20 protein-coding genes and 1 tRNA gene are annotated in these 19277 nt (G+C 70.7%); 12 read left to right on the top strand and 9 right to left on the bottom strand.

Going from position 1 to position 19277, the window contains the following annotated elements:
* Positions 1-23 precede the first annotated feature (23 nt).
* On the top strand, positions 24-350 hold the full coding sequence (locus tag R4P08_RS13470; RefSeq protein ID WP_317814404.1) for a hypothetical protein: 327 nt from the start codon (positions 24-26) through the stop codon (positions 348-350).
* A gap of 408 nt (positions 351-758) precedes the next feature.
* On the opposite strand, the gene R4P08_RS13465 is transcribed toward R4P08_RS13470, so the two are convergent.
* Entirely contained in the window at positions 759-1517 is a 759-nt protein-coding gene (locus tag R4P08_RS13465; RefSeq protein ID WP_317814403.1) for an oxidoreductase, read from the bottom strand.
* A 161-nt stretch (positions 1518-1678) separates the two neighbouring features.
* Between R4P08_RS13465 and R4P08_RS13460 the strand changes: the two genes are divergently transcribed.
* The 4 genes from R4P08_RS13460 to R4P08_RS13445 all read left to right on the top strand — a co-directional run bounded on the left by R4P08_RS13460 (position 1679) and on the right by R4P08_RS13445 (position 6224).
* Positions 1679-2452 (top strand): PRC-barrel domain-containing protein, encoded by a 774-nt coding sequence (locus R4P08_RS13460; protein ID WP_317814402.1) that lies wholly within the window; start codon positions 1679-1681, stop codon positions 2450-2452.
* 242 nt (positions 2453-2694) lie between these two features.
* Positions 2695-4662 carry an acetate--CoA ligase gene (gene acs / locus R4P08_RS13455; RefSeq protein WP_317814401.1) on the top strand — a complete coding sequence of 656 codons (1968 nt, stop codon included), beginning with the start codon at positions 2695-2697 and terminating at the stop codon, positions 4660-4662.
* Positions 4663-4743: 81 nt separating this feature from the next.
* A complete protein-coding gene (locus tag R4P08_RS13450; RefSeq protein WP_317814400.1) occupies positions 4744-5259 on the top strand; it encodes a phage holin family protein in 516 nt (171 codons plus the stop codon).
* 95 nt (positions 5260-5354) lie between these two features.
* Positions 5355-6224 (top strand): alpha/beta hydrolase, encoded by an 870-nt coding sequence (locus tag R4P08_RS13445; RefSeq protein ID WP_317814399.1) that lies wholly within the window; start codon positions 5355-5357, stop codon positions 6222-6224.
* 6 nt (positions 6225-6230) lie between these two features.
* On the opposite strand, the gene R4P08_RS13440 is transcribed toward R4P08_RS13445, so the two are convergent.
* From R4P08_RS13440 to nth, 4 genes are read right to left on the bottom strand one after another with little or no spacing between them, the layout of a single operon-like run.
* Positions 6231-7427 carry a MarP family serine protease gene (locus R4P08_RS13440; protein WP_317814398.1) on the bottom strand — a complete coding sequence of 399 codons (1197 nt, stop codon included), beginning with the start codon at positions 7425-7427 and terminating at the stop codon, positions 6231-6233.
* On the bottom strand, positions 7424-8428 hold the full coding sequence (locus tag R4P08_RS13435) for a CoA pyrophosphatase (protein WP_317814397.1): 1005 nt from the start codon (positions 8426-8428) through the stop codon (positions 7424-7426). Before R4P08_RS13435 ends, R4P08_RS13440 begins: the two co-directional genes overlap by 4 nt.
* On the bottom strand, positions 8425-9108 hold the full coding sequence (locus R4P08_RS13430; protein ID WP_317814396.1) for a TlpA disulfide reductase family protein: 684 nt from the start codon (positions 9106-9108) through the stop codon (positions 8425-8427). The genes R4P08_RS13435 and R4P08_RS13430 overlap by 4 nt, the downstream gene beginning before the upstream one ends.
* Positions 9105-9800, bottom strand: a complete 696-nt coding sequence (gene nth / locus R4P08_RS13425; protein ID WP_317814395.1) for an endonuclease III — start codon at positions 9798-9800, stop codon at positions 9105-9107. Before nth ends, R4P08_RS13430 begins: the two co-directional genes overlap by 4 nt.
* Positions 9801-9897: 97 nt before the next feature.
* On the opposite strand from nth, the gene R4P08_RS13420 reads away from it, so the two are divergent.
* Complete coding sequence (locus tag R4P08_RS13420) at positions 9898-10137, top strand: hypothetical protein (RefSeq protein WP_317814394.1); 240 nt, start codon at positions 9898-9900, stop codon at positions 10135-10137.
* Positions 10138-10259: 122 nt separating this feature from the next.
* Positions 10260-10964 (top strand): Crp/Fnr family transcriptional regulator, encoded by a 705-nt coding sequence (locus R4P08_RS13415; protein ID WP_311201642.1) that lies wholly within the window; start codon positions 10260-10262, stop codon positions 10962-10964.
* 87 nt (positions 10965-11051) lie between these two features.
* On the opposite strand, the gene R4P08_RS13410 is transcribed toward R4P08_RS13415, so the two are convergent.
* Genes R4P08_RS13410 through R4P08_RS13400 form a run of 3 tightly spaced genes read right to left on the bottom strand, consistent with a single transcriptional unit; the run spans position 11052 to position 12549 of the window.
* Positions 11052-11894: an MBL fold metallo-hydrolase gene (locus R4P08_RS13410; protein WP_317814393.1), complete on the bottom strand. Its 843-nt coding sequence runs from the start codon at positions 11892-11894 to the stop codon at positions 11052-11054.
* A 5-nt stretch (positions 11895-11899) separates the two neighbouring features.
* Positions 11900-12379: a RidA family protein gene (locus tag R4P08_RS13405; RefSeq protein WP_317814392.1), complete on the bottom strand. Its 480-nt coding sequence runs from the start codon at positions 12377-12379 to the stop codon at positions 11900-11902.
* Positions 12379-12549 (bottom strand): DUF4177 domain-containing protein, encoded by a 171-nt coding sequence (locus R4P08_RS13400; RefSeq protein ID WP_317814391.1) that lies wholly within the window; start codon positions 12547-12549, stop codon positions 12379-12381. The genes R4P08_RS13405 and R4P08_RS13400 overlap by 1 nt, the downstream gene beginning before the upstream one ends.
* A 65-nt stretch (positions 12550-12614) precedes the next feature.
* Between R4P08_RS13400 and R4P08_RS13395 the strand changes: the two genes are divergently transcribed.
* Both R4P08_RS13395 and R4P08_RS13390 read left to right on the top strand, forming a co-directional pair.
* A complete protein-coding gene (locus tag R4P08_RS13395) occupies positions 12615-13658 on the top strand; it encodes an ArsA-related P-loop ATPase (RefSeq protein WP_317814390.1) in 1044 nt (347 codons plus the stop codon).
* A gap of 1 nt (position 13659) precedes the next feature.
* A complete protein-coding gene (locus R4P08_RS13390) occupies positions 13660-14769 on the top strand; it encodes an ArsA family ATPase (protein ID WP_317814389.1) in 1110 nt (369 codons plus the stop codon).
* 124 nt (positions 14770-14893) lie between these two features.
* Here R4P08_RS13390 and R4P08_RS13385 read toward each other — a convergent pair whose 3' ends face one another.
* Positions 14894-15271, bottom strand: coding sequence for a WhiB family transcriptional regulator (locus R4P08_RS13385; RefSeq protein ID WP_317814388.1), 378 nt, complete (start codon positions 15269-15271; stop codon positions 14894-14896).
* Positions 15272-15541: 270 nt separating this feature from the next.
* On the opposite strand from R4P08_RS13385, the gene R4P08_RS13380 reads away from it, so the two are divergent.
* The 3 genes from R4P08_RS13380 to R4P08_RS13370 all read left to right on the top strand — a co-directional run bounded on the left by R4P08_RS13380 (position 15542) and on the right by R4P08_RS13370 (position 19147).
* The gene (locus R4P08_RS13380; protein ID WP_317814387.1) at positions 15542-17944 is read left to right on the top strand and encodes a transglycosylase domain-containing protein; all 2403 of its coding nucleotides are present in this window, start codon (positions 15542-15544) and stop codon (positions 17942-17944) included.
* A 91-nt stretch (positions 17945-18035) separates the two neighbouring features.
* Entirely contained in the window at positions 18036-19022 is a 987-nt protein-coding gene (locus R4P08_RS13375) for a metallophosphoesterase (protein ID WP_317814386.1), read from the top strand.
* Between the two features lie 51 nt (positions 19023-19073).
* A tRNA-Pro gene (locus tag R4P08_RS13370) sits at positions 19074-19147 on the top strand.
* Positions 19148-19277: the final 130 nt, after the last annotated feature.

Genomic DNA, 19277 nt, shown 5'->3' with positions numbered 1-19277 from the left:
CCCCATTCAGAACCACCTGCCGGGTGTGGCACATCATCGTGTTCAATGCTCTGCTCCTGGCCGGCGTCGCGATCGGAATCGCCGCCATTCCCACCCTGGTGTTGGCGGCGGTGCCACCGGACGCCTCAGGGGCCGCCAGCGGGGTCAACGCGCTGATGCGCAGCATCGGCTCCAGCGCCGGCGCGACCGTCACCGGAATGCTTCTCGCCGCGTCCAGCGTGCCGGTGGGGGGAAACGAGCTCCCCCAACCGGGCGGCTTCACCGCTGCCTTCGCGCTCGGCCTGGCCACCGCTGTGGTCTGCGCCGCCCTCGTCTGGTCGTCCGCGGGTGCGGTCGGCGACCGAGCGTAACTACTCAGCGTCCGCTATCGAACCGGCGGGAAGCGATAGCCGGAATCACCCAACACCTTTACCGCACCTTGTGACATCCCTCCATCGCCCCGGGATCTCAACGCACGGCACACTCAGGGCACGGCGGGAAGAGCGCCAGAACCGGAACGGAAGAGAAGTCACGGTTCCCCGCTCACACCGCCGTCATCGATATTCCGGAACCCACGCGACGGATAACGCCCGAGAGGCAAACCAGCCGTGGGTCCGCGCCAGCCGTCACCGACGGTTGTCCCGGACCGGCGACACGGCGGATCACAGGACGCCTGGTACCCGGATCTCTCGATGGAACCGCAGTGAGTTGGCGGGTCGGCACGTGTGCCGACCCGCCATTCGCGTGTCGGACCGTCCGCGTACCGAGCAGGTGGCGTGTCAGGTCCCCACGGCGTCAGCGATGGACGTGGCCTCGCGCGCGCCCGCCTCCAGCGCTCTACAGCAGTGAAGGATCCAGTTGCCGACGCCCTCCCCGGACCCGGAGACGAACCCGCTGAGCGCGGATCGGTGCGCCTCGGGATCCCGGTAGAAGGTCACCTCGGGCACGCCCAGACAATGCGGGTCCAGGCCGGTGGACACGGCGACCAGACGGAACGCCGCCCGAGCCACGATCCCGTCCCCGGAGCCGAATGGTTGCAGGCCCGAGAGCTCGCCCAGTACCACCGCCGCGAGCACCGGCGCGGGCACTCGGGTGTCACCGGTGACCAGCCCGGCCAGTCCCTGGAGCCGCTCGGCGACACCCTCCTCAGGCCGGGGACGCCCCAGGGATTCCGCATCGACGCCGGTCCCGGAAACGGCCAGCAGGTGCAGATGTGCCAGCTCCTGCAGGGGAGACCGGGTCCACACGGACACGGCCCGGTCGAGGGACTCCCCGGTCAGCTCGCCCGCCACGCGGAGCGCGCTGGCCAGGACCTCGTCGTGGTCGCCGTCGGAGTCCAGACGCACCGACGCACCCTCCACCCCGGCAGAGGCCCGCGCCCCGCGGAGCACGGACTCCGCTGCCGTCGTGGCCCAGCCCCGGCGGTTGGCGGGATGCCGGTGGACGGTGGCGAGCGCGGACCGGGCGGCTTCTGACGCCTCGGCCACACCGGGTAGCAACACCAGTGGGGCGAGGGGGTCCTGGGCTCGAGTAGTCACCCGGTTGAGGCTACCGACCCGGGCGACGCCGCCATCCCGCGCACCGCGATCCGCCGACACCGGCCCTGATCACCTTCCTCAACCGCTGTCTAGCTGGTGTAATCACCACCAGCACAGGGCGCACCGCGGTCCTGGCGTCCACCTCGACCCTCGGAGACCCCGTGACCCTCAAGGACCAGCTCGACGCTCTGCTCGGCGCGACCGTCTTCGACTCGACGGGGACGAAGATCGGGGCGGTGCGACAGGTGTATGTCGACGACGACAGCGGCAAGATCACGTTCGCGACCGTCTCGACGGGCATCTTCTCCTCCGACGCGATCGTCCCCCTGCACGGCGCCCGCCTGCTCGACGACGAGTTGCACGTGGACCACACCCGCTCCGTGATCCGAGATTCCCCGCGCCCCGATCACACGGAGGACGCGCTCACCGCCGCGCAGGAGGTCAAGCTACTGGAGTACTACGGCATCGAGCCACCCGTCCTCGCGCAGGAGACCGCCCCGTCAGCCCGGTCGGCCCCGTCTGCGCCGTCGGCCCGGTCTGCCCCGTCTGCGCCGTCGGACCCGTCGGACCAGTCGGCGCCGTCGGACCCGTCTGTCCCATCGAAGCCCCGCAGCACGGCTCCCCAGGGCAGGACACCGGCAGAGAAGCCCGCCGGGACGGAGTCGGACACGTCGCCCGACAAGGCGGGGGGCAGCACGCCGGGGATGCTCGGCAAGAAGAAGACCGAAACCAAGACGACGACGACGACCTCACCGAAGCCCGAGGTGGGCGAGACCCGGACATCCGCGAAACCCGGCACGACGCAGCCCGGAACGACACAGCCCGGATCGACGCAGCCCGGATCAGCACAGTCCGGCGGGACGGACCCCACGGGACGCGACGCCGGCGAGCCGAAGGGCGAGGGCGGGTCGGCCACGTCTCCCGACCGCGGTTGACCACCGGGCCTCAACACCGGGCCTAACCACCGGGCCTCACCACAGGGCCTCTAAACGCACCCTCTCCACACAGCCTCTCTACACAGCCTCTCTACACAGCGTCACCTCCCCCGACGTCCCCCCGTCGGCTGCGTTGCCCGACATGGCGCGCAGCATGTGACTACGCTCACAGAAGACGGCCGGAGTAGTCTCCGCCGTGTCGACTCCGGCCGCCGTGAACCCGTAACCGAGGAGAGCCGCAGATGACCGATCACGACCACCCACAGCCCTTCGCCCCCGACCCTGCCTTCACCGCCCAGGCCAACGCCCAGGCCGATCTCTACGACCACGCAGCCACTGACCGGCTCGCGTTCTGGGACGAACAGGCACGTCGCCTGGACTGGGCGACCGAGTGGTCCGAGGTGCTGGACTGGTCCGATGCCCCCGTCGCCAAGTGGTTCGTGGGTGGCGAGCTCAACGTGGCCTACAACTGCGTCGACCGCCACGTCGAGGCCGGCAACGGCGACCGGGTGGCCATCCACTGGATCGGCGAGCCGGAGGGTGACTCCCGCGACATCACCTACTCCGAACTCAAGGACGAGGTCAGCCGCACCGCCAACTACCTCGACTCGCTCGGCCTCGTCGCCGGCGACCGGGTGGCCATCTACATGCCGCTGCTGCCCGAGGTCTACATCGCGATGCTCGCGTGCGCCCGCCTCGGCCTGACCCACTCCGTCGTCTTTGCCGGTTTCTCGCCGAACGCACTGCGCTCCCGCGTCGACGACGCGTCGGCCAAGGTCGTCATCACGGCCGACGGCCAGTTCCGGCGAGGTAAGCCCGCGCCGCTCAAGGCCGGTGTCGACGACGCGCTGTCCGGGGAGGGCGTCGATGTCGACGGACACGCCGAGTCCGTGCAGACGGTGCTCGTGGTCCGCCGGACCGGCATGGACGTGGACTGGACCGACGGCCGCGACGTCTGGTGGGACGAGGTCGTCCCGCAGCAGTCCGCCGAGCACACCCCGGAGGCCTTCGACTCCGAGCACCCGCTCTTCCTGCTGTACACCTCCGGCACCACGGGCAAGCCCAAGGGCATCGTCCACACCACCGGCGGCTTCCTCACCCAGGCCTCGTACACCCACCACTACGTGTTCGACCACAAGCCCGGCGAGGACGTCTACTGGTGCACCGCGGACGTCGGCTGGGTCACCGGCCACACGTACGGCGTGTACGCACCCCTGTCCAACGGCGCGGAGTGCATCGTCTACGAGGGCACTCCCAACTCGCCGGACGAGCACCGCCACTTCCAGATCATCGAGAAGTACGGCGTCACCATCTACTACGCCGCCCCCACCCTGATCCGCACGTTCATGAAGTGGGGCAAGGAGATCCCGGCAGCGCACGACCTGTCGTCGATCCGCCTGCTCGGCTCCGTCGGTGAGCCGATCAACCCGGAGGCCTGGCGCTGGTACCGGGACAACATCGGTGGCGGGAAGGCCCCCATCGTCGACACGTGGTGGCAGACCGAGACCGGCGCGATCATGATCGCGCCCCTCCCGGGTCTGACCCACACCAAGCCCGGTTCGGCCATGCTGCCGCTGCCCGGCATCAACGTGTCCATCGTGAACAGCGACGCCAAGGAGGTTCCGGCGGAAGAGCAGGGCTTCCTGGTGATCACCGAACCGTGGCCGGCCATGCTCCGCGGCATCTGGGGCGACATGGACCGCTACCGGGACACCTACTGGTCCCGGTTCGCCGAGGAGGGCTACTACTTCGCCGGCGACGGCGCCAAGTGGGACGCCGACGGGGCGCTGTGGGTGCTCGGCCGGGTCGACGACGTCATGAACATCTCCGGCCACCGCATCTCGACCTCCGAGGTCGAGTCGGCGCTCGTCGGCCACCGTGCGGTCGCCGAGGCCGCCGTGGTCGGCGCGAACGACGAGACCACCGGCCAGGCGATCGTCGCCTACGTCATCCTGCGCGGCAACGTCGACGCCGAGGAGGACCGCCAGAAGCTCATCGACGAGCTGCGTGCCGAGGTGTCGCGGGAGATCTCCCCGATCGCCAAGCCGCGCGACATCACGATCGTGCCCGAACTGCCCAAGACCAGATCCGGCAAGATCATGCGGCGCCTCCTCAAGGACATGGCCGAGGGTCGCGACGGTGGGGACACCTCGACCTTGTCGGATCCGACCATCATGGACCAGATCAGGGAGAAGGGCACCCGCGGCTGACCGGGTAGCGGGTGAAGGCAGCCACGTGTCGTGGCACGATGGACGGCGGTGCACCCGTCGCCTGACAATGGAGGAACTACCGTGAGCCACGCCCAGGGAACCCATACGCCGACCGAGGCATCGATCCCCCTGCACGACGCGGATTCGATCGGTCGGGGCGATGCCAGCATCGGAACCCTGGTCAAGAACGCCTCGACCCAGGTGTCGACGCTCTTGCGCTCGGAGATCGAGCTGGCCAAGACCGAGGTCGCCGAGCAGGTGAAGAAGGCGGCCACCGGGTCGGGCTTCTTCATCGCGGCGCTCGTGCTGCTCCTGATGTCCTTCTTCCCGTTCGTCTTCATGTGGGCCAAGCTCATCTCGATGTGGTTCGGGACCAAGACGTGGGACTGGATGGGGTTCCTCATCGTGTTCGTGGTCCTAGTGCTGATGGCCGCGGTGTTCGGTCTGCTGGGATACCGCAAGATCAAGAAGATCCGTAAGCCGCAGCGCACCATCGACTCGGTGTCCGACCTCAAGTTGGCCATGCCCACGGGTGCCGAGCCGCGCCCCGGGACGGTACGGACCACCGAGACGCCCCTGCCCGCTGCGCGCAGCTGAACGCGTCCGCACGTCGGCCGCCCGACCCGTCGAGCGTCAGAGTCGACGGGTCGTGGCGGCATCGTGATGTCTCGGCCAACGGCATCCGCCTGCACGTGGCGGAGGCCCTCCCGGCGGACACCGCCCCCGGCGAGACCCCACCGCTGGTCCTGCTGATCCACGGACTGGGCGGGATCTGGTGGACGATGCGTGCGCCCATGGTCGCACTCGCCGAGGCCGGTTTCCACGCCGTCGCAGTGGACCTGCGGGGTCACGGCGACTCCGACAAACCGCCCCGCGGTTACGACGCCTGGACGCTGTCCACCGACATCACCAACCTCATCCGGGCACTCGGACACTCCTCCGCGGTGATCGTGGGTCAGGGTGAGGGCGGATTCGTGGCGTGGACGGCTGCGTACCGGCGGCCGCGCGCGGTGCGGGGCCTCGTCGTCGTCGGCTCCCCCCACCCCCTCGCCACCCGACGCGCCGCGCTCCGCGACCGCGACCAGCGCCGCGCGCTGGTCCCGGGCCTGCTGGCGGACCAGGTACCGCGCCTGGCCGAACGCCGCCTCACCGCCGACGGCGCGGCGGCGGTGGAGACCATGCTCCGGGCCCGCTCCGGGTCGGCGTGGTCGGGCACCTCCGACTTCGCCGAGACCGCCGGGCTGCTCCGGCGCGCGATGCTCATCCCCAAGGTCGCGCACCTGTCGCTGGAGAGCCGCCGATGGATGATCCGCAGCCAGATGCGCCCTGACGGCCGGGACTTCCGCCGCACCGTCTCCCGGGTGCTGGACCAGCCGGTGTTGGCGATCAGCGGTGCCGAGGACCGGTTCATCCGTCCCGAGACCGTCCGCGCGTCCCGGGAATGGGCGCGCGATTTCCGCACCGAGCTCGTCCCCGGAGCCGGGCACTACCCGGCCATGGAGGATCCCGCGGCGACGTCGCGACTGATCGTGGACTTCGCGCGCGACGTCAGCGGGTTCTGAGCCCGGTCAGGGCGCCCCGACGCAGGACCCCGTCGACACGGGTGCGACCGCATCGACCGCGATCTCGAGCTGCGGGAGCACCTGCTCGACGGTGAGCGCGTACCCGGTGTCGGCGGCGTCCATCGCGGCGCCGAACACCACGCCCACGACCTGCCCCTCCGGCGAGATCAACGGCCCGCCGGAGTTGCCCTCGCGCACGGCCCCCCGCAGGATGTACACCTCGCGCTCGACCGTCTCCTTGCGGTAGATGTCCGGCCCGCGGAGCGTGACCCTCTCGCGGATCCGAGCGGAGTCAGCACGGAAGGGGCCGTTTCCGGGGTAACCCACGACGATCGCGCTGTCGCCGGTCCGGGAGCGGCGCTCGGCGAAGGGCAGCACCGGCGCCTGCAGACCGGGTACCCGCAGGACGGCGATGTCCACGCGCGAGTCGTAGGCCACCACGTCGGCGTCGAGCTCCTCGTCACCCACCACGACCTTCACGGAGCCTGTCCCGGCCACCACGTGGGCATTGGTCATGACGAGCCCGGGCGCGGCCACGAACCCGGAGCCCTCGAGGGCACGGCTACAGGACTCGGCCCGCCCCAGGATCTTGAGGACCGACGGCTGCACCGCGGCCACCACCTGTGACCCGGTCAGAACCGGGTCCGGCGGGGCCACCTCCTGCATGGGGGTGGTGCCGAAGGGGCCGAGGATGTCCGGGAAGCCGGTGGTGCCGAGCACCGCGGTGAACGCGCCCGGGATCCGTTGCAGCTGCTCGGGGGCGACGTCGTCGATCTTGGCGAGCACCGACGACCCCCGCACCGCCTTCCCCGGGCCCGGCCCCTCCTGGGCGGCGATCGGGATGGCCACCAACCACGCCACCAGGAGGATGGCCGCGGCCTGGAACACGGCCCCGATGGTGCTGTCCAGGATCTTGGCAAACGTCCCGGAGATGTAGCGCCGGGCCGCGCGGCCGATGGTCACCCCGGCGATCTGTCCGATGATCACCATCACGGCGATGACGGCGAGTCCCACCGTGAGCCGGCCCAGGGGCGAATCGAACTCGCGGACCAGATGGGGCGCCACGAGCAGCCCCGAGGTGGCGCCGATGCCCACCCCCAGCAGCGCGAAGCCCGAGGCCGCGGCGCCGTTGATCCACCCCGAGATGGCGGCGGCGGCGGCCAGGGCGAACAACGCCAGATCGAGCCACTGCGAGCCCGTCACCGGTAGCCCCTCCGGGGATCGTCGGCGGGCAGGTCGAGCGGGGCGTCGGTGGCGTCCCCGGTGGCGTCCCCGGTGGCGTCCTCGGTGGCGTCCCCGGGCACGCCGGAGCGCGCGCCGCCGGACGTGGGCGCTGAACCGGCCCGGCCGTCGGCGTGACCCGACCGCACCCCGGGTACCCCCGCGACGGTCCGGTCGGCGAGCGGGTCGGCGGACTCGCGCCGGGCCTCCTCGGCCGACAGCCGGGACTGCTCACCGTTCGCGGACGCGGCCAGGGTCTCCTCCAGATCGCGCACGTCCCCGGTGTCCCAGTCCAGGTCCCACCCGGCCGAGCTGAACATCGCTGCCAGGATGCCGGCGGTGAAACCCCACACCACCAGGTCGTCGTGCTGGAACGCCGGGCCGGTCCAGCCGGTGGAGTGTCTGAGCAGGAAGCGGTTGGCGGGGTCCAGCAACTCGTTCACCGACACCGTCATCACCCGCGAGGTCTCGCCGGTGTCCACCACCCCGACCTCCATCGGTTCGCGCCAGTAACCCAGCACCGGGGCGACGGAGTAGTTGGAGACCGGGATGTACAGCTCGGGCAGCACGGCGAGCACATCCACCCCGGACGCGTCGAGCCCTGTCTCCTCCCACGCCTCACGCAGGGCCGCCTCGATCGGACCGCTGTCGGTGTCGTCCACGCCGCCGCCGGGGAAGGAGATCTGCCCCGAGTGGCTGCGCAGGGTGGCCGCGCGGTGGGTGAGCAGGACGCGGGCGTCACCCGGCGGCTGCGGGCCGGGGGCCGCGGGGGATCCGGAGAACAGGACGAGCACGGCGGCGTCGCGGTGTGGCCGCCCGACCTCGTTGGGTCCACGGTCCTCGGGCGGCCGCCGCTTGGGCAGCAGCCCGTCAAAGCTGCCGTCGGTGCACGCCGCCATGAGCGGGTCCATCCAACCGGGATGGGGCACCCCGGTGACGTCGCCGGGCCGGAACACGGCCTTGTCCTGCGCGGCTCCGCTCACGCCGTCACCCCCAGGTGTTCCTCGACGGCGTCGAGGACGTCCTGCTCGCTGTCCATCGGTTCCACGAGCACGTGCGCCACCGTGCCATCAGCCCGGACGAACACCGTCAGCGGGAGCACGGGGGGCGCCCCCAGCAGCGTCGGCAGGTCCTCGTCGGGGTCGGAGACGGAGATCAGGTCCTCGATCCCGAGCGCGGACAGGGTGTCGAAGCCCTTGGTCTCGGAGGGGTCGGTGTGGGACAGCACCACGCGGACGCTGTCACCGAGCGTGGCCTGCGCGTCCCGGATGGCGGGCAGCTCGCGGCGGCACGGCTCGCACCAGTAGGCCCACAGGTTGACCAGCATCGGGGTCCCCGCCTGGATCTTGCCGAGCGTGGTGGTGTCGCCGTCGTCCATGCAGCGCACCATGAGGCCGGCCACGGGGCCGACCGTGGTGGCGGGCACCGCGCCGTCCCGGCAGGCCGGGAGCCCGGCCGCCGCGCGGGTGTCGGGGTCGACGGTGGTGTACGGCTCCTCCGCCGGTGGGGAGCCCGCCGGCGGGGCGGTCGCCGTCGGAGCGGTCGGCGCCGCCGCGCCGGGACCGGGCCCCTGGTCACTGTTGCCGATGGTGGAGAGCAGGGCGACGACGACGCCGACCAGCGCGACCAAGGCCACGAGCGACCATCTCAGCGACGCACTCACGCCTGATCCCCCAGTCCGGCCAGTTCCAGCAGGTGGTCCCGTTCGGGTCCCACCACCAGGCGGGCGGCGGCCACGGGATCGAGCGGCCCGGCTTCTCCGGCCGAGGGGCAGTCGTCGGCCAGGACGCACACCCCGCAGGCCGCGGTCCGCGCGTGGCACACCCGGCGGCCGTGGAAGATGATCCGGTGACTGGCGTCGGTCCAGGTGGGGCGGGGCAGCAGCTTCGCCACCTCCCGCTCGATGCGGACCGGGTCGGTGGCGTCGGTCCACTTCCACCGGGCCACCAACCGCATGAAATGGGTGTCCACGGTCAGACCGGGCACCCCGAACGCGTTGCCCAGCACCACGTTGGCCGTCTTCCGCCCGAAGCCCGGGAGGGTGACCAGGTCCTCGAGCCGCCGCGGCACCTCGCCGTCGTACCTCTCCACCAGGGCCGCGCCCAGGCCCTGGATGCTGCGCGCCTTGTTGCGGTAGAAACCGGTGGGTCGGATCAGCGCCTCGAGCTCGTCGCGATCCGACCCCGCGTAGTCGGCCGCCGTGCGGTAGCGGGCGAACAGTGCCGGGGTGACCTCGTTGACCCGCTTGTCCGTGCACTGGGCGGACAGGATCGTGGCGACGGACAGCTCGAGCGGATCGCGGAAGTCGAGTTCGCAGTAGACGACCGGGAACGCCTCCTCGAGGGAGCGGAGCATCCGTCGGGCTCGACGGGTGCGCCCGAGGTCGGTTTCCACCCCCCTCGCGGCCACCCCTCGTCTGCGGAGCTTCGGGGAAGCTGGAGCGCGGTCGGGCATGAGACCACATTACGGCTCGTGCCACCGACCGGCCGGGACCCCGCCCCGGCAGCGCCCCGGAGCCCACCCCGGTCACCGCCGCCGGGTCCGCTGGCACGGCGCTCCCCGGCGGTGTTTACTCGAGGGCATGCAGGGAATCCTCGTCGTCCTGGTTCCGGTCCTCCTCGCCGGTTTCGCCCTCCTCATGGAGAGATTCGAGGCCGCCATTCTCGCCCGGCCGGAGCAGATCGAGACCTGAGCCGGCCAGATGACAGCGCGTCGAGCACATCTCGGGCCCGCTTGCGGCTAGAGTGGCTTTCGCCACACGCACGCCATGGCGCGGACTCCCCTTGCCCGCGCCCGAACGGAGGGTCACAGACTGTGACGATCGATCGCCGCACGGACCAGTCTGCTGACGATGTCCTGACCCGGGCCGGGATTTTCCAGGGTGTCGAGCCCGCGGCCGTCTCGGCGCTGCGTGCTGACCTGACCCGCGAGGAGTACTCGAAGGGTGACGTGATCATCCGCGAGGGCGAGCAGGGCGACAGCCTGTACATCGTCACCTCCGGCAAGGTGAAGCTCTCCCGCAAGGCCCCCGACGGCCGCGAGAACCTGCTGTCCATCCTCGGCCCGTCGGACATGTTCGGCGAGCTGTCGATCTTCGACCCGGGCCCGCGCACCTCCTCGGCCGTCTGCGTCACCGACGTCTCCATCCAGGCCATGGACCGCTCCGCGCTCAAGCGGTGGATCTCCGAGCGTCCCGAGATCTCCGATCAGCTGCTGCGCGTGCTGGCCCGCCGCCTGCGCCGCACCAACAACAACCTCGCGGACCTCATCTTCACCGACGTCCCCGGCCGCGTGGCCAAGGCCCTGCTGCAGCTCGCCCAGCGCTTCGGCACGCAGGAGGGCGGCAACATCCGCGTGACGCACGACCTCACGCAGGAGGAGATCGCCCAGCTCGTCGGCGCCTCCCGCGAGACCGTCAACAAGGCACTGGCCGAGTTCGCGCACCGCGGCTGGCTGCGCCTCGAGGGCAAGAGCGTCATCATCTCCGACACCGAGCGCCTGGCCCGCCGCGCCCGCTAGCTTCATCGAGAAGAGTGTTCCGCACACATCCCCCGAGAGAGGGGTGCGCGGGACGCTCTCTTCGTTGAGCGGGCCGGACCGGTGGAGCTAGCCGGACCGGTCGAGGTAGCGCAGCGCGACCTTGGTCGACTGCTCGGCCACGATCAGCAGGAACGGCGTGACGTCCCGGTAGATGTGCCGGGTGATCGCCTCGGCGGAGGCGTCGCGGCCCAGCTCGGCACGGGCGGCCACGATCTGCTCGAGCCGGTCCCGCCGGTGCTGGCCGAGCACCTGGGCCGCGCGGGCGGTGTTCTCCACGTCCGGCCCGTGCCCGGGGATGCCCACGACCCCGTCGGCGCGGGCGGCCAGCGTGTCGAGGCTGGTCATGTAGTCGCCCAGGTCGCCGTCGGTCGAGTCGAGGACGGTCGAATCCCGGCCGAGGATCGTGTCGCCGAGCACCACACAGTCCGGCGGCGCGGTGAACCCGGTACCGGCGGCCCGCACCTCGAGGCTGATCGAGTCCGCGGTGTGTCCGGGCGTGGCCAGCACGATGATGTCCAGACCGGCGGCGTGGATCACCTCGTCGTCGTCACCGCCCGTCATCAAGGGCGCGGCGTCGCGGCAGAACCGCTCCTCCACCGCGCGGACCGGCGCCGACGTCAGCGTGCGCAGGTGGTCGATCCCGTCGGTGTGGTCGCCGTGCCGGTGGGTGACGACGACGAGCTCGATCTCCCCCACGATGGCGGCGATCCGCTCGGCGTGCGCGAGGTCGTCGGGCCCGGGATCCACGACCACACAGGTCGGCGAGCCCGGCGCCCGCAGGACGACGGTGTTGGTCCCCTCGAAGGTCATCTCCGACGGGTTGTCGCAGAGGATCACCCCGGCCAGCTCCGTGACCGGCCGCAACGTCTCGTACGCCGGGAAGGTGATGGGGGCGAGTCCGCCGGCCATCGGCGCTATCCCTCGACCTCGACGATGAGCTCGACCTCGACAGGCGCGTCGAGCGGGAGCTCCGAGACGCCGACGGCCGAGCGGGCGTGGACGCCGGAGTCGCCGAAGATCTCCCCCAGCACGTCCGAGGCGCCGTTGATCACGGCGGGCTGGCCGTTGAACCCCGGCGCGGAGGCCACGAATCCGACGACCTTGATGACGCGCACCACCGCGTCGATGCCGACCAGACCATCGACGGCGGCGAGGGCGTTGAGGGCGCAGGTCCGGGCGAGCTCGGCGGCCTGCTCCGGGCTGACCTCAGCCCCGACCTTGCCCGTCGCGGCGAGGGCGCCGGCGACCATCGGCAGCTGGCCGGAGGTGTAGACGAACGCGCCGGTCCGGACGGCGGGGACGTAGTTGGCCACGGGCGGCACGACGGTCGGCAGCTCCAACCCGAGCTGCTCCAGCTTGCGGCTCCAGTACCCGGCGCCCTCGCCCTCGGACATCAGAGCGTTCGCTTGAGGTAGGCGACGTGCTGCTCACCGGTGGGGCCGGGCAGCACGGAGACGAGTTCCCAGCCGTCACTGCCCCACTGGTCGAGGATCTGCTTGGTGGCGTGGGTGAGCAGCGGGACGGTGGCGTACTCGAACCGGGCTGCGGAGGTGATTTCGCTCATGGTGCCCACTCTAGGGAAGTCGAGAGCGTCCCGCTCACAGCGGTGTTGCGTTTAGTGTGGATCGCATGCCAGCCACAGAGGGTCCGGGAACGCGGACGTCCATCGCTGACGAGCTGTCCACCGGGTGGTGCGACGACTCCGCACGCGCAGAACTGCACTACGTGTCCGGGAAGGGCGGCACGGGCAAGACCACCGTCGCCACGGCGCTCGCGCTCGCGCTGGCGTCGACCGGTAAGCGCGTCCTGCTGGTGGAGGTGGAGGAACGCCAGGGCATCGCGCGCATCTTCGACCGCGCCCCGCTGCCCTACCGCGAGGAGCTGGTGGCCCGGGTCGACGGCGGCGGCAAGGTGTTCGCGCTGGCCATCGACATCGAGGCCGCGATGCTCGACTACCTCGACACCTTCTATCACCTCGGCGTGGTCGGGAAGGTCATGAAGTCGGTGGGGGCGATCGAGTTCGCCACCACCATCGCGCCCGGCCTCAAGGACGTCCTGTTGACCGGCAAGATCTACGAGGTCGTCCGGCGCGAATACGCCAAGAAGGAGGTCGTGTACGACGCCGTGGTGGTGGACGCCCCGCCCACGGGCCGGATCGGCAAGTTCCTCGACGTGACCACCGCGATGGCGGACCTGGCCGCGGGCGGCCCGATCCGGCGCCAGGCCGAGGCCGTCTCCGAGCTGGTCCACTCCACGCAGACGGTCGTGCACCTGGTCACGCTGCTCGAGTCGCTGCCGGTCCAGGAGACCATCGAGGCGATCGAGGAGCTGCGCTCCCACGGGCTGCGCGTGGGCCAGGTGATCATCAACCGGGCCGAGACCAGGCACCTCGACGACGCCGCGCTCGAGCGGATCGCCGCGGAGGAGATCGACGCCGAGGCGGTACTCGTCGGGCTCGACGAGACCGGGATCGAGCTCGACGACGAGGGCCTGCAGGGGCTCCTCGTGGAGGCGATCGAACACGCCCGCGTCGCACGCGGCCAGCTCAAGGCCGGCGAGATGCTGACCTCGGCCCACGGCCCGACGCTCGTCCTGCCCGCCCTGCCCCACGGTGTCGAGGTCGCCGACCTGTACGACCTCGCCTCCGCCCTCGTCGATCAGGGAGTGAGCTGACATGCCTCGTCGCCTCGACATCACCGCCATCCTCAGCGACCCGGCGACCCGCGTCGTGGTCACCACCGGCGCCGGCGGCGTGGGCAAGACCACCACCGCCGCGGCCGTCGCCCTGCGTGCCGCCGAACTCGGCCGCGACACGGTGGTCCTCACGATCGACCCGGCCCGTCGTCTCGCGCAGGCACTGGGCATCGACGACCTCTCCAACGAGCCGTCCCGGGTGGACCTCGGGCCGGACCACGCGGACTCCGGGGGGTCGCTGCACGCGATGATGCTCGACATGCGTCGCACGTTCGACGAGCTGGTCTCCGCCAACGCCACGCCCGAGAGGGCGCAGTCCATCCTGGACAACCGCTTCTACAAGACCATGGTCACCTCGTTCGCCGGGACGCAGGAGTACATGGCCATGGAGAAGTTGGGGCAGCTGCTCGAGGACTCGACGTGGGATCTCGTCGTCGTCGACACCCCTCCGTCGCGCAACGCCCTCGACTTCCTCGACGCCCCGCGTCGCCTGGGAGCCTTCATGGACAGCCGTCTCATGCGGGTGTTCGCGGCTCCCGGCCGCGGGATGGGTCGGCTGGTCACCGGTGCCATGAGTACCGCGATGCGGGGCGTGTCGGCCGTCGTCGGGTCGTCGATGCTCAAGGACGCCTCCGAGATGGTGGTCGCGCTGGACACCACGTTCGGCGGATTCGCCACCCGTGCCTCCCGCACCCAGGCGGTCCTGCGCCGCAAGGGCACGGAGTTCCTGGTGGTCTCGTCCGCGGAGCGACCCGCGCTGCGGGAGGCCGCGTTCTTCGCCGAGCGGCTCGCGGAGGAGAAGATGCCGTTGGCGGGGGTGGTGATCAACCGGACCCATCCGCGGCTGACCGACCTCACGGCCGAGCAGGCGTGCGCGGCCGCGGACCGGCTGGGGTCGTCGAATCCGGAGGCCGAGGCGGTGCTCCGCATCCACGCCGACCGGGCCGGGACGGCCAAGCAGGAGGTCCGGCTGCTCGAGTCGTTCACCGACACCCATCCGGACGTGCGGATCGTCGGCGTGCCGTCGCTGCCCTTCGAGATCTCGAACCTCGAGGCGCTGCGGTCGGTGGGCGACCAGCTCTGCGGCTGACCGTCCGACTGACCGAGCACGGCCCTCGCCGGCGCGCGGTCCGGCGAACACACGGCCCCGCGAGAGCACGACGCGGTCCGCGGCAGGTGCCGCGGACCGCGTGCGAGTGGCGCCGATCAGTAGATCAGTAGATGGGGGCGTGCCGCTCGATCTGCTGGGCGAAGAAGTCCGCCCAGGACCGCACCTCGGGATGCTGCTTGAGCAGCGCGCGGCGCTGACGCTCGGTCATCCCGCCCCAGACGCCGAACTCGACGCGGTTGTCCAGCGCATCGGCGCGGCACTGGAGGAGGACCGGGCAGTGGCGGCAGATGGAGGTCGCCTTGCGCTGCGCGGCTCCGCGGACGAAGAGCTCGTCCGGGTCGATGTCCTTGCACCGGGCCTGGGCAACCCACTCCTGGCGGCCCTCCCCGATGATCGTCTCCTCGGTCCCGAGGGGGTTGTGTGTTCCGGGGCGAACTCCCGTGTCGGCAGAACGCGAGGTTCCGGGAAGGGTGGCCGTCATTGATGTACCCCTGTCTGAGTGGAGTCGCTGACGGGTTCACCGCCCACGCTCCGGCCTTCTGAGCCAACCCGGCGCGGTGGGCTCACAATGTCCGCGGGAGTCCCTGTCCGGTGGCGCCGTCTGACGACGACCTCACTCCGACTCGAAACGTCCCGTGTTCCCTCATATTGTTACCGTAGTCACACAACAGAAGTAAAGAGACATCTACCGATGTGGCCTCGCGGAGTGGCGCGCCAGGGGTGGTCCCGTAGCCTGGTTGGCGTGTCGGGTATGAGTTCGTTGGGAAAGCTGGTCGCGACCTGCGTCGCCGCCGGAGTGGTCGCGGCCGGGTCCCTGTTCCCGATCGCCGGGGCCGCGGGACTGGCCTCCAACAAGATGGCGGACTCCCTGGCGGGGACGTCCGCGGATCTGATCAAGGGCGATCTGCCGTCCATCTCCACGGTCACCGACGCCGGCGGGGAACCCATCGCGTGGCTCTACGACCAGCAACGGGTGATCGTGCCCAGCGCGGAGATCTCGCAGAACATGAAGCTGGCGATCATCGCGATCGAGGACCGCCGGTTCGCCGACCACTCGGGGGTGGACTGGCGCGGCACGATCCGGGCCGCACTCACCAACGCCACGTCCGGTGACGTCCAGCAGGGCGCCTCGACCATCGACCAGCAGCTGGTCAAGAACTATCAGTTCCTCGTCTCCGCCGAGAACGACGCGGAGCGGCGCGCGGCCGTGGAGACCACCCCGGCGCGCAAGATCAAAGAGATCCGGATGGCGCTCACCCTCGACAGCGAGATGAGCAAGGACGACATCCTCAGCAAGTACCTCAACCTGGTCTCGTTCGGCAACGGCACCTTCGGCGTGCAGACCGCCGCGCAGACCTACTTCGGGGTGGACGCCGCAGACCTCAGCGTCCCCCAGGCCGCGACGCTGGCCGGGATGGTGCAGTCCACCAGCAGGTTCAACCCGTACACCAATCCCGAGGACACCAGGAACCGGCGGGACACGGTCATCGACACGATGGTCCAGACCGGGGCCATCACCCCGGGCGCGGGCGCGGGCTACATCGCCGAACCCCTCGGCGTCCTCGAGCGCCCGAACTCGTTGCCCCGCGGGTGCATCACGGCCGGTGACCGCGGGTTCTTCTGTGACTACGTCCTGGACTACCTCGACCAGAACGGCCTGAGCCGCGAGATGGTCGAGCAGGGCGGCTACACCATCCGCACCACCCTCGACGAGACCGTCCAGGCTTCGGTCCAGGATTCGCTCGACACCTATGGGAACCCGACGGCCCAGGGCGTGGCCGAGGTCATGAGCGTCGTCCGCCCCGGCCAGGACTCCCACAAGGTCGTCGCTATCGCCTCGAGCCGCCAGTACGGCCTGGAGCTGGGCGACAGCCAGACCGTCCAGCCGCAGCCGTTCTCGCTGGTCGGCGACGGCGCCGGCTCGGTGTTCAAGATCTTCACGGTGGCCGCGGCCATGGAGAAGGGGATGGGTACCAACACCTCGCTCTCCGTTCCTCGTCGCGTCCAGGTCTCGGGCCTCGGCGCCGGAGGTGCGGTCGGGTGCCCACCCGCCCAGTACTGCGTCGAGAACGCCGGTTCCTACCCGGGTTCGCTGTCCGTGACCGACGCCCTCGCGCAGTCGCCCAACACCACCTTCGTCAACCTCATCAAGGACGTCGGGGTGACGCCGACCGTGGACATGGCGGTGCGGCTCGGCATGCGGTCCTACGACCGCAAGGGGACCGCGGCGGGCGGCGACTCGATCGCCGAGTACGTCAAGAAGAGCAACCTGGGGTCGTTCACCCTCGGCCCCACCGCGGTCAACGCGCTCGAACTGTCCAACGTGGGAGCGACCCTCGCCTCCGGCGGGGTCTGGTGCCCGCCGAGCCCCATCGAGTCGATCACCGACCGCACCGGCAAACCCGTCGAGCTCAGCGAGCCGGCATGTGAACAGGTGGTCGAGCCCGGGCTGGCCAACACCCTGGCCGTGGCCATGTCCAAGGACTCGGTGGCCAGGGGCACCGCCGCGAACGCCGCCAGCTCGGCCGGGTGGGGTCGGCCCGTCTCGGGCAAGACGGGAACCACCGAGGCCAACCGCTCGTCGGCGTTCCTCGGGTTCACCAACCACTACGCCGCCGCCGTCTACGCCTTCAACGACGGCACCACCACCACCGAGTTGTGCACCAGCCCGCTGCGGCAGTGCTCGTACGGCAACCTCTTCGGCGGAAACGAGCCGGCCAACACCTGGTTCTCGGCGTTCAGCCCGATCGCGGACATCTACGGACCGGTCCAACTCCCGGCACCGGACCCCGCCTATCAGGCGGGCAAGAGCGGGGCGGGAGCCCCGGATGTCGAGGGCATGAGTCAGTCCGCGGCCGTCTCGCTGCTCACGGGCGCCGGGTTCGTCGTCAACACCCAGTTCGTGTCCGGAACCGGCCGCCCGTACGGGACGGTGGTGGGGCTGGACGGTGGGACCGGCATCCCCGGATCCCAGGTCACGCTCCGCGTGTCCGACGGATCGACCGGCGGGGGCGGAACCAGCGGCACGGGCGGCAGAGGCGGCGCCGGAGGCCCCGGCCAGGGCGCCTCCGGGCCGGGGGCCGCGATCGGCGACGCTCCCGTCGTGCTCAACGTGCCCGGACTGGCGCCGATCACCATCTCGCCGCCGAGGTAGTCGCCGCGGCGACCCGGAAGGCCGTCGCAGCCGCCGGGGGCTGTCGTCGCAGCAACCAGAAGCCACCGCGGACCGCCGGTAGTCTTGACTGATGCAGCGTCCCTCCCGCCGTTCCCGCACCACCCCGCCGTCCTCTCCCGCCCAGGCTGCGGCCCTGCTCGCCGGGGCGGTCGTGGCCGGGACGGTCTACGCCACCGGGTGGGAACGCAACGACTTCACCGTGCGTCATCACACGCTCCCCCTGCTCGCCCCGGGGTCGCGCCCGCTGAGAATTCTGCACGTATCCGACATCCACATGACGCCCGGACAGAAGCGCAAGCAGCGATTCCTCGCGTCGCTGGCGCAGTTGGAGCCGGACCTGGTGCTCAACACCGGCGACAACCTCTCCAACGACCGGGCGGTGCCCTCGGTCGTGCAGGCCCTCGGCCCGCTCCTCGGCGTTCCCGGGGCGTTTGTCTTCGGTTCCAACGACTACTTCGCGCCGGTGCCCAAGAACCCGCTGCCCTACATCGGGATCGGCCAGAAGAAGCACTCGGCGATCCCCCTGCCGTGGCGCGATCTCAAGGCGGCGTTCTCCGAGCGCGGCTGGGTGGACGCCACTCACCGGCGGGCGGAGATCGCCGTGGACGGCCGTCGGGTCCTGGTGGCGGGCGTCGACGACCCGCACATCGACCGCGACCGCTACAGCGAGATCGAGGGTCCCGCCGGGCCGGCGTTCGACCTGCGGATCGGCCTGGTGCACGCGCCCGAGCCCCGTATTCTGGACCGCTTCGACAGCGACGGGTACGACCTCGCCGTGGCCGGCCACACCCACGGTGGACAGCTCTGCCTGCCCACCGGGGCGATCGTCACCAACTGCGGGATCGACCGCTCGCGGGTGCAGGGCCTCTCGGCCTGGGGCCGGAACCTGGTCCTGCACGTCTCCGCCGGGCTGGGAACCTCGCCGTACGTGCCGGTCCGGACGTTCTGCAAACCCGAGGCCACACTGCTCGAGTTGGTCGCCGGCCCCGGGGGCGGTGGCGACGACGCGCCGGTCCCCGCGACGCCGTTGCGCGAGCGCGTGCCGCTGCCCGTCTGACCCGGTTTCGCGAATCCCGACGGGGGACGCTAGAGTATCCCTCGTTGTGACCGGGGTGTGGCGCAGCTTGGTAGCGTGCTTCGTTCGGGACGAAGAGGTCGTGGGTTCGAATCCCGCCACCCCGACAACACGAGGTCCCGGATCAGTTCTCTGATCCGGGACTTCTGTCATTTGCGGCCCGTGTCCGGCTGGCGGAGGCCGAACCGGTGCGGACTTCCGGTGCACGTCAGTTCTCGGAATAAGTAGAGTCTGGTC

This window comes from Rhodococcus sp. IEGM 1408, from assembly GCF_033142235.1.
Lineage (GTDB): Bacteria > Actinomycetota > Actinomycetes > Mycobacteriales > Mycobacteriaceae > Dietzia.
Note: the sequence above shows the minus strand (reverse complement) of the source record. Positions and strands in the feature narration are given on the sequence as shown.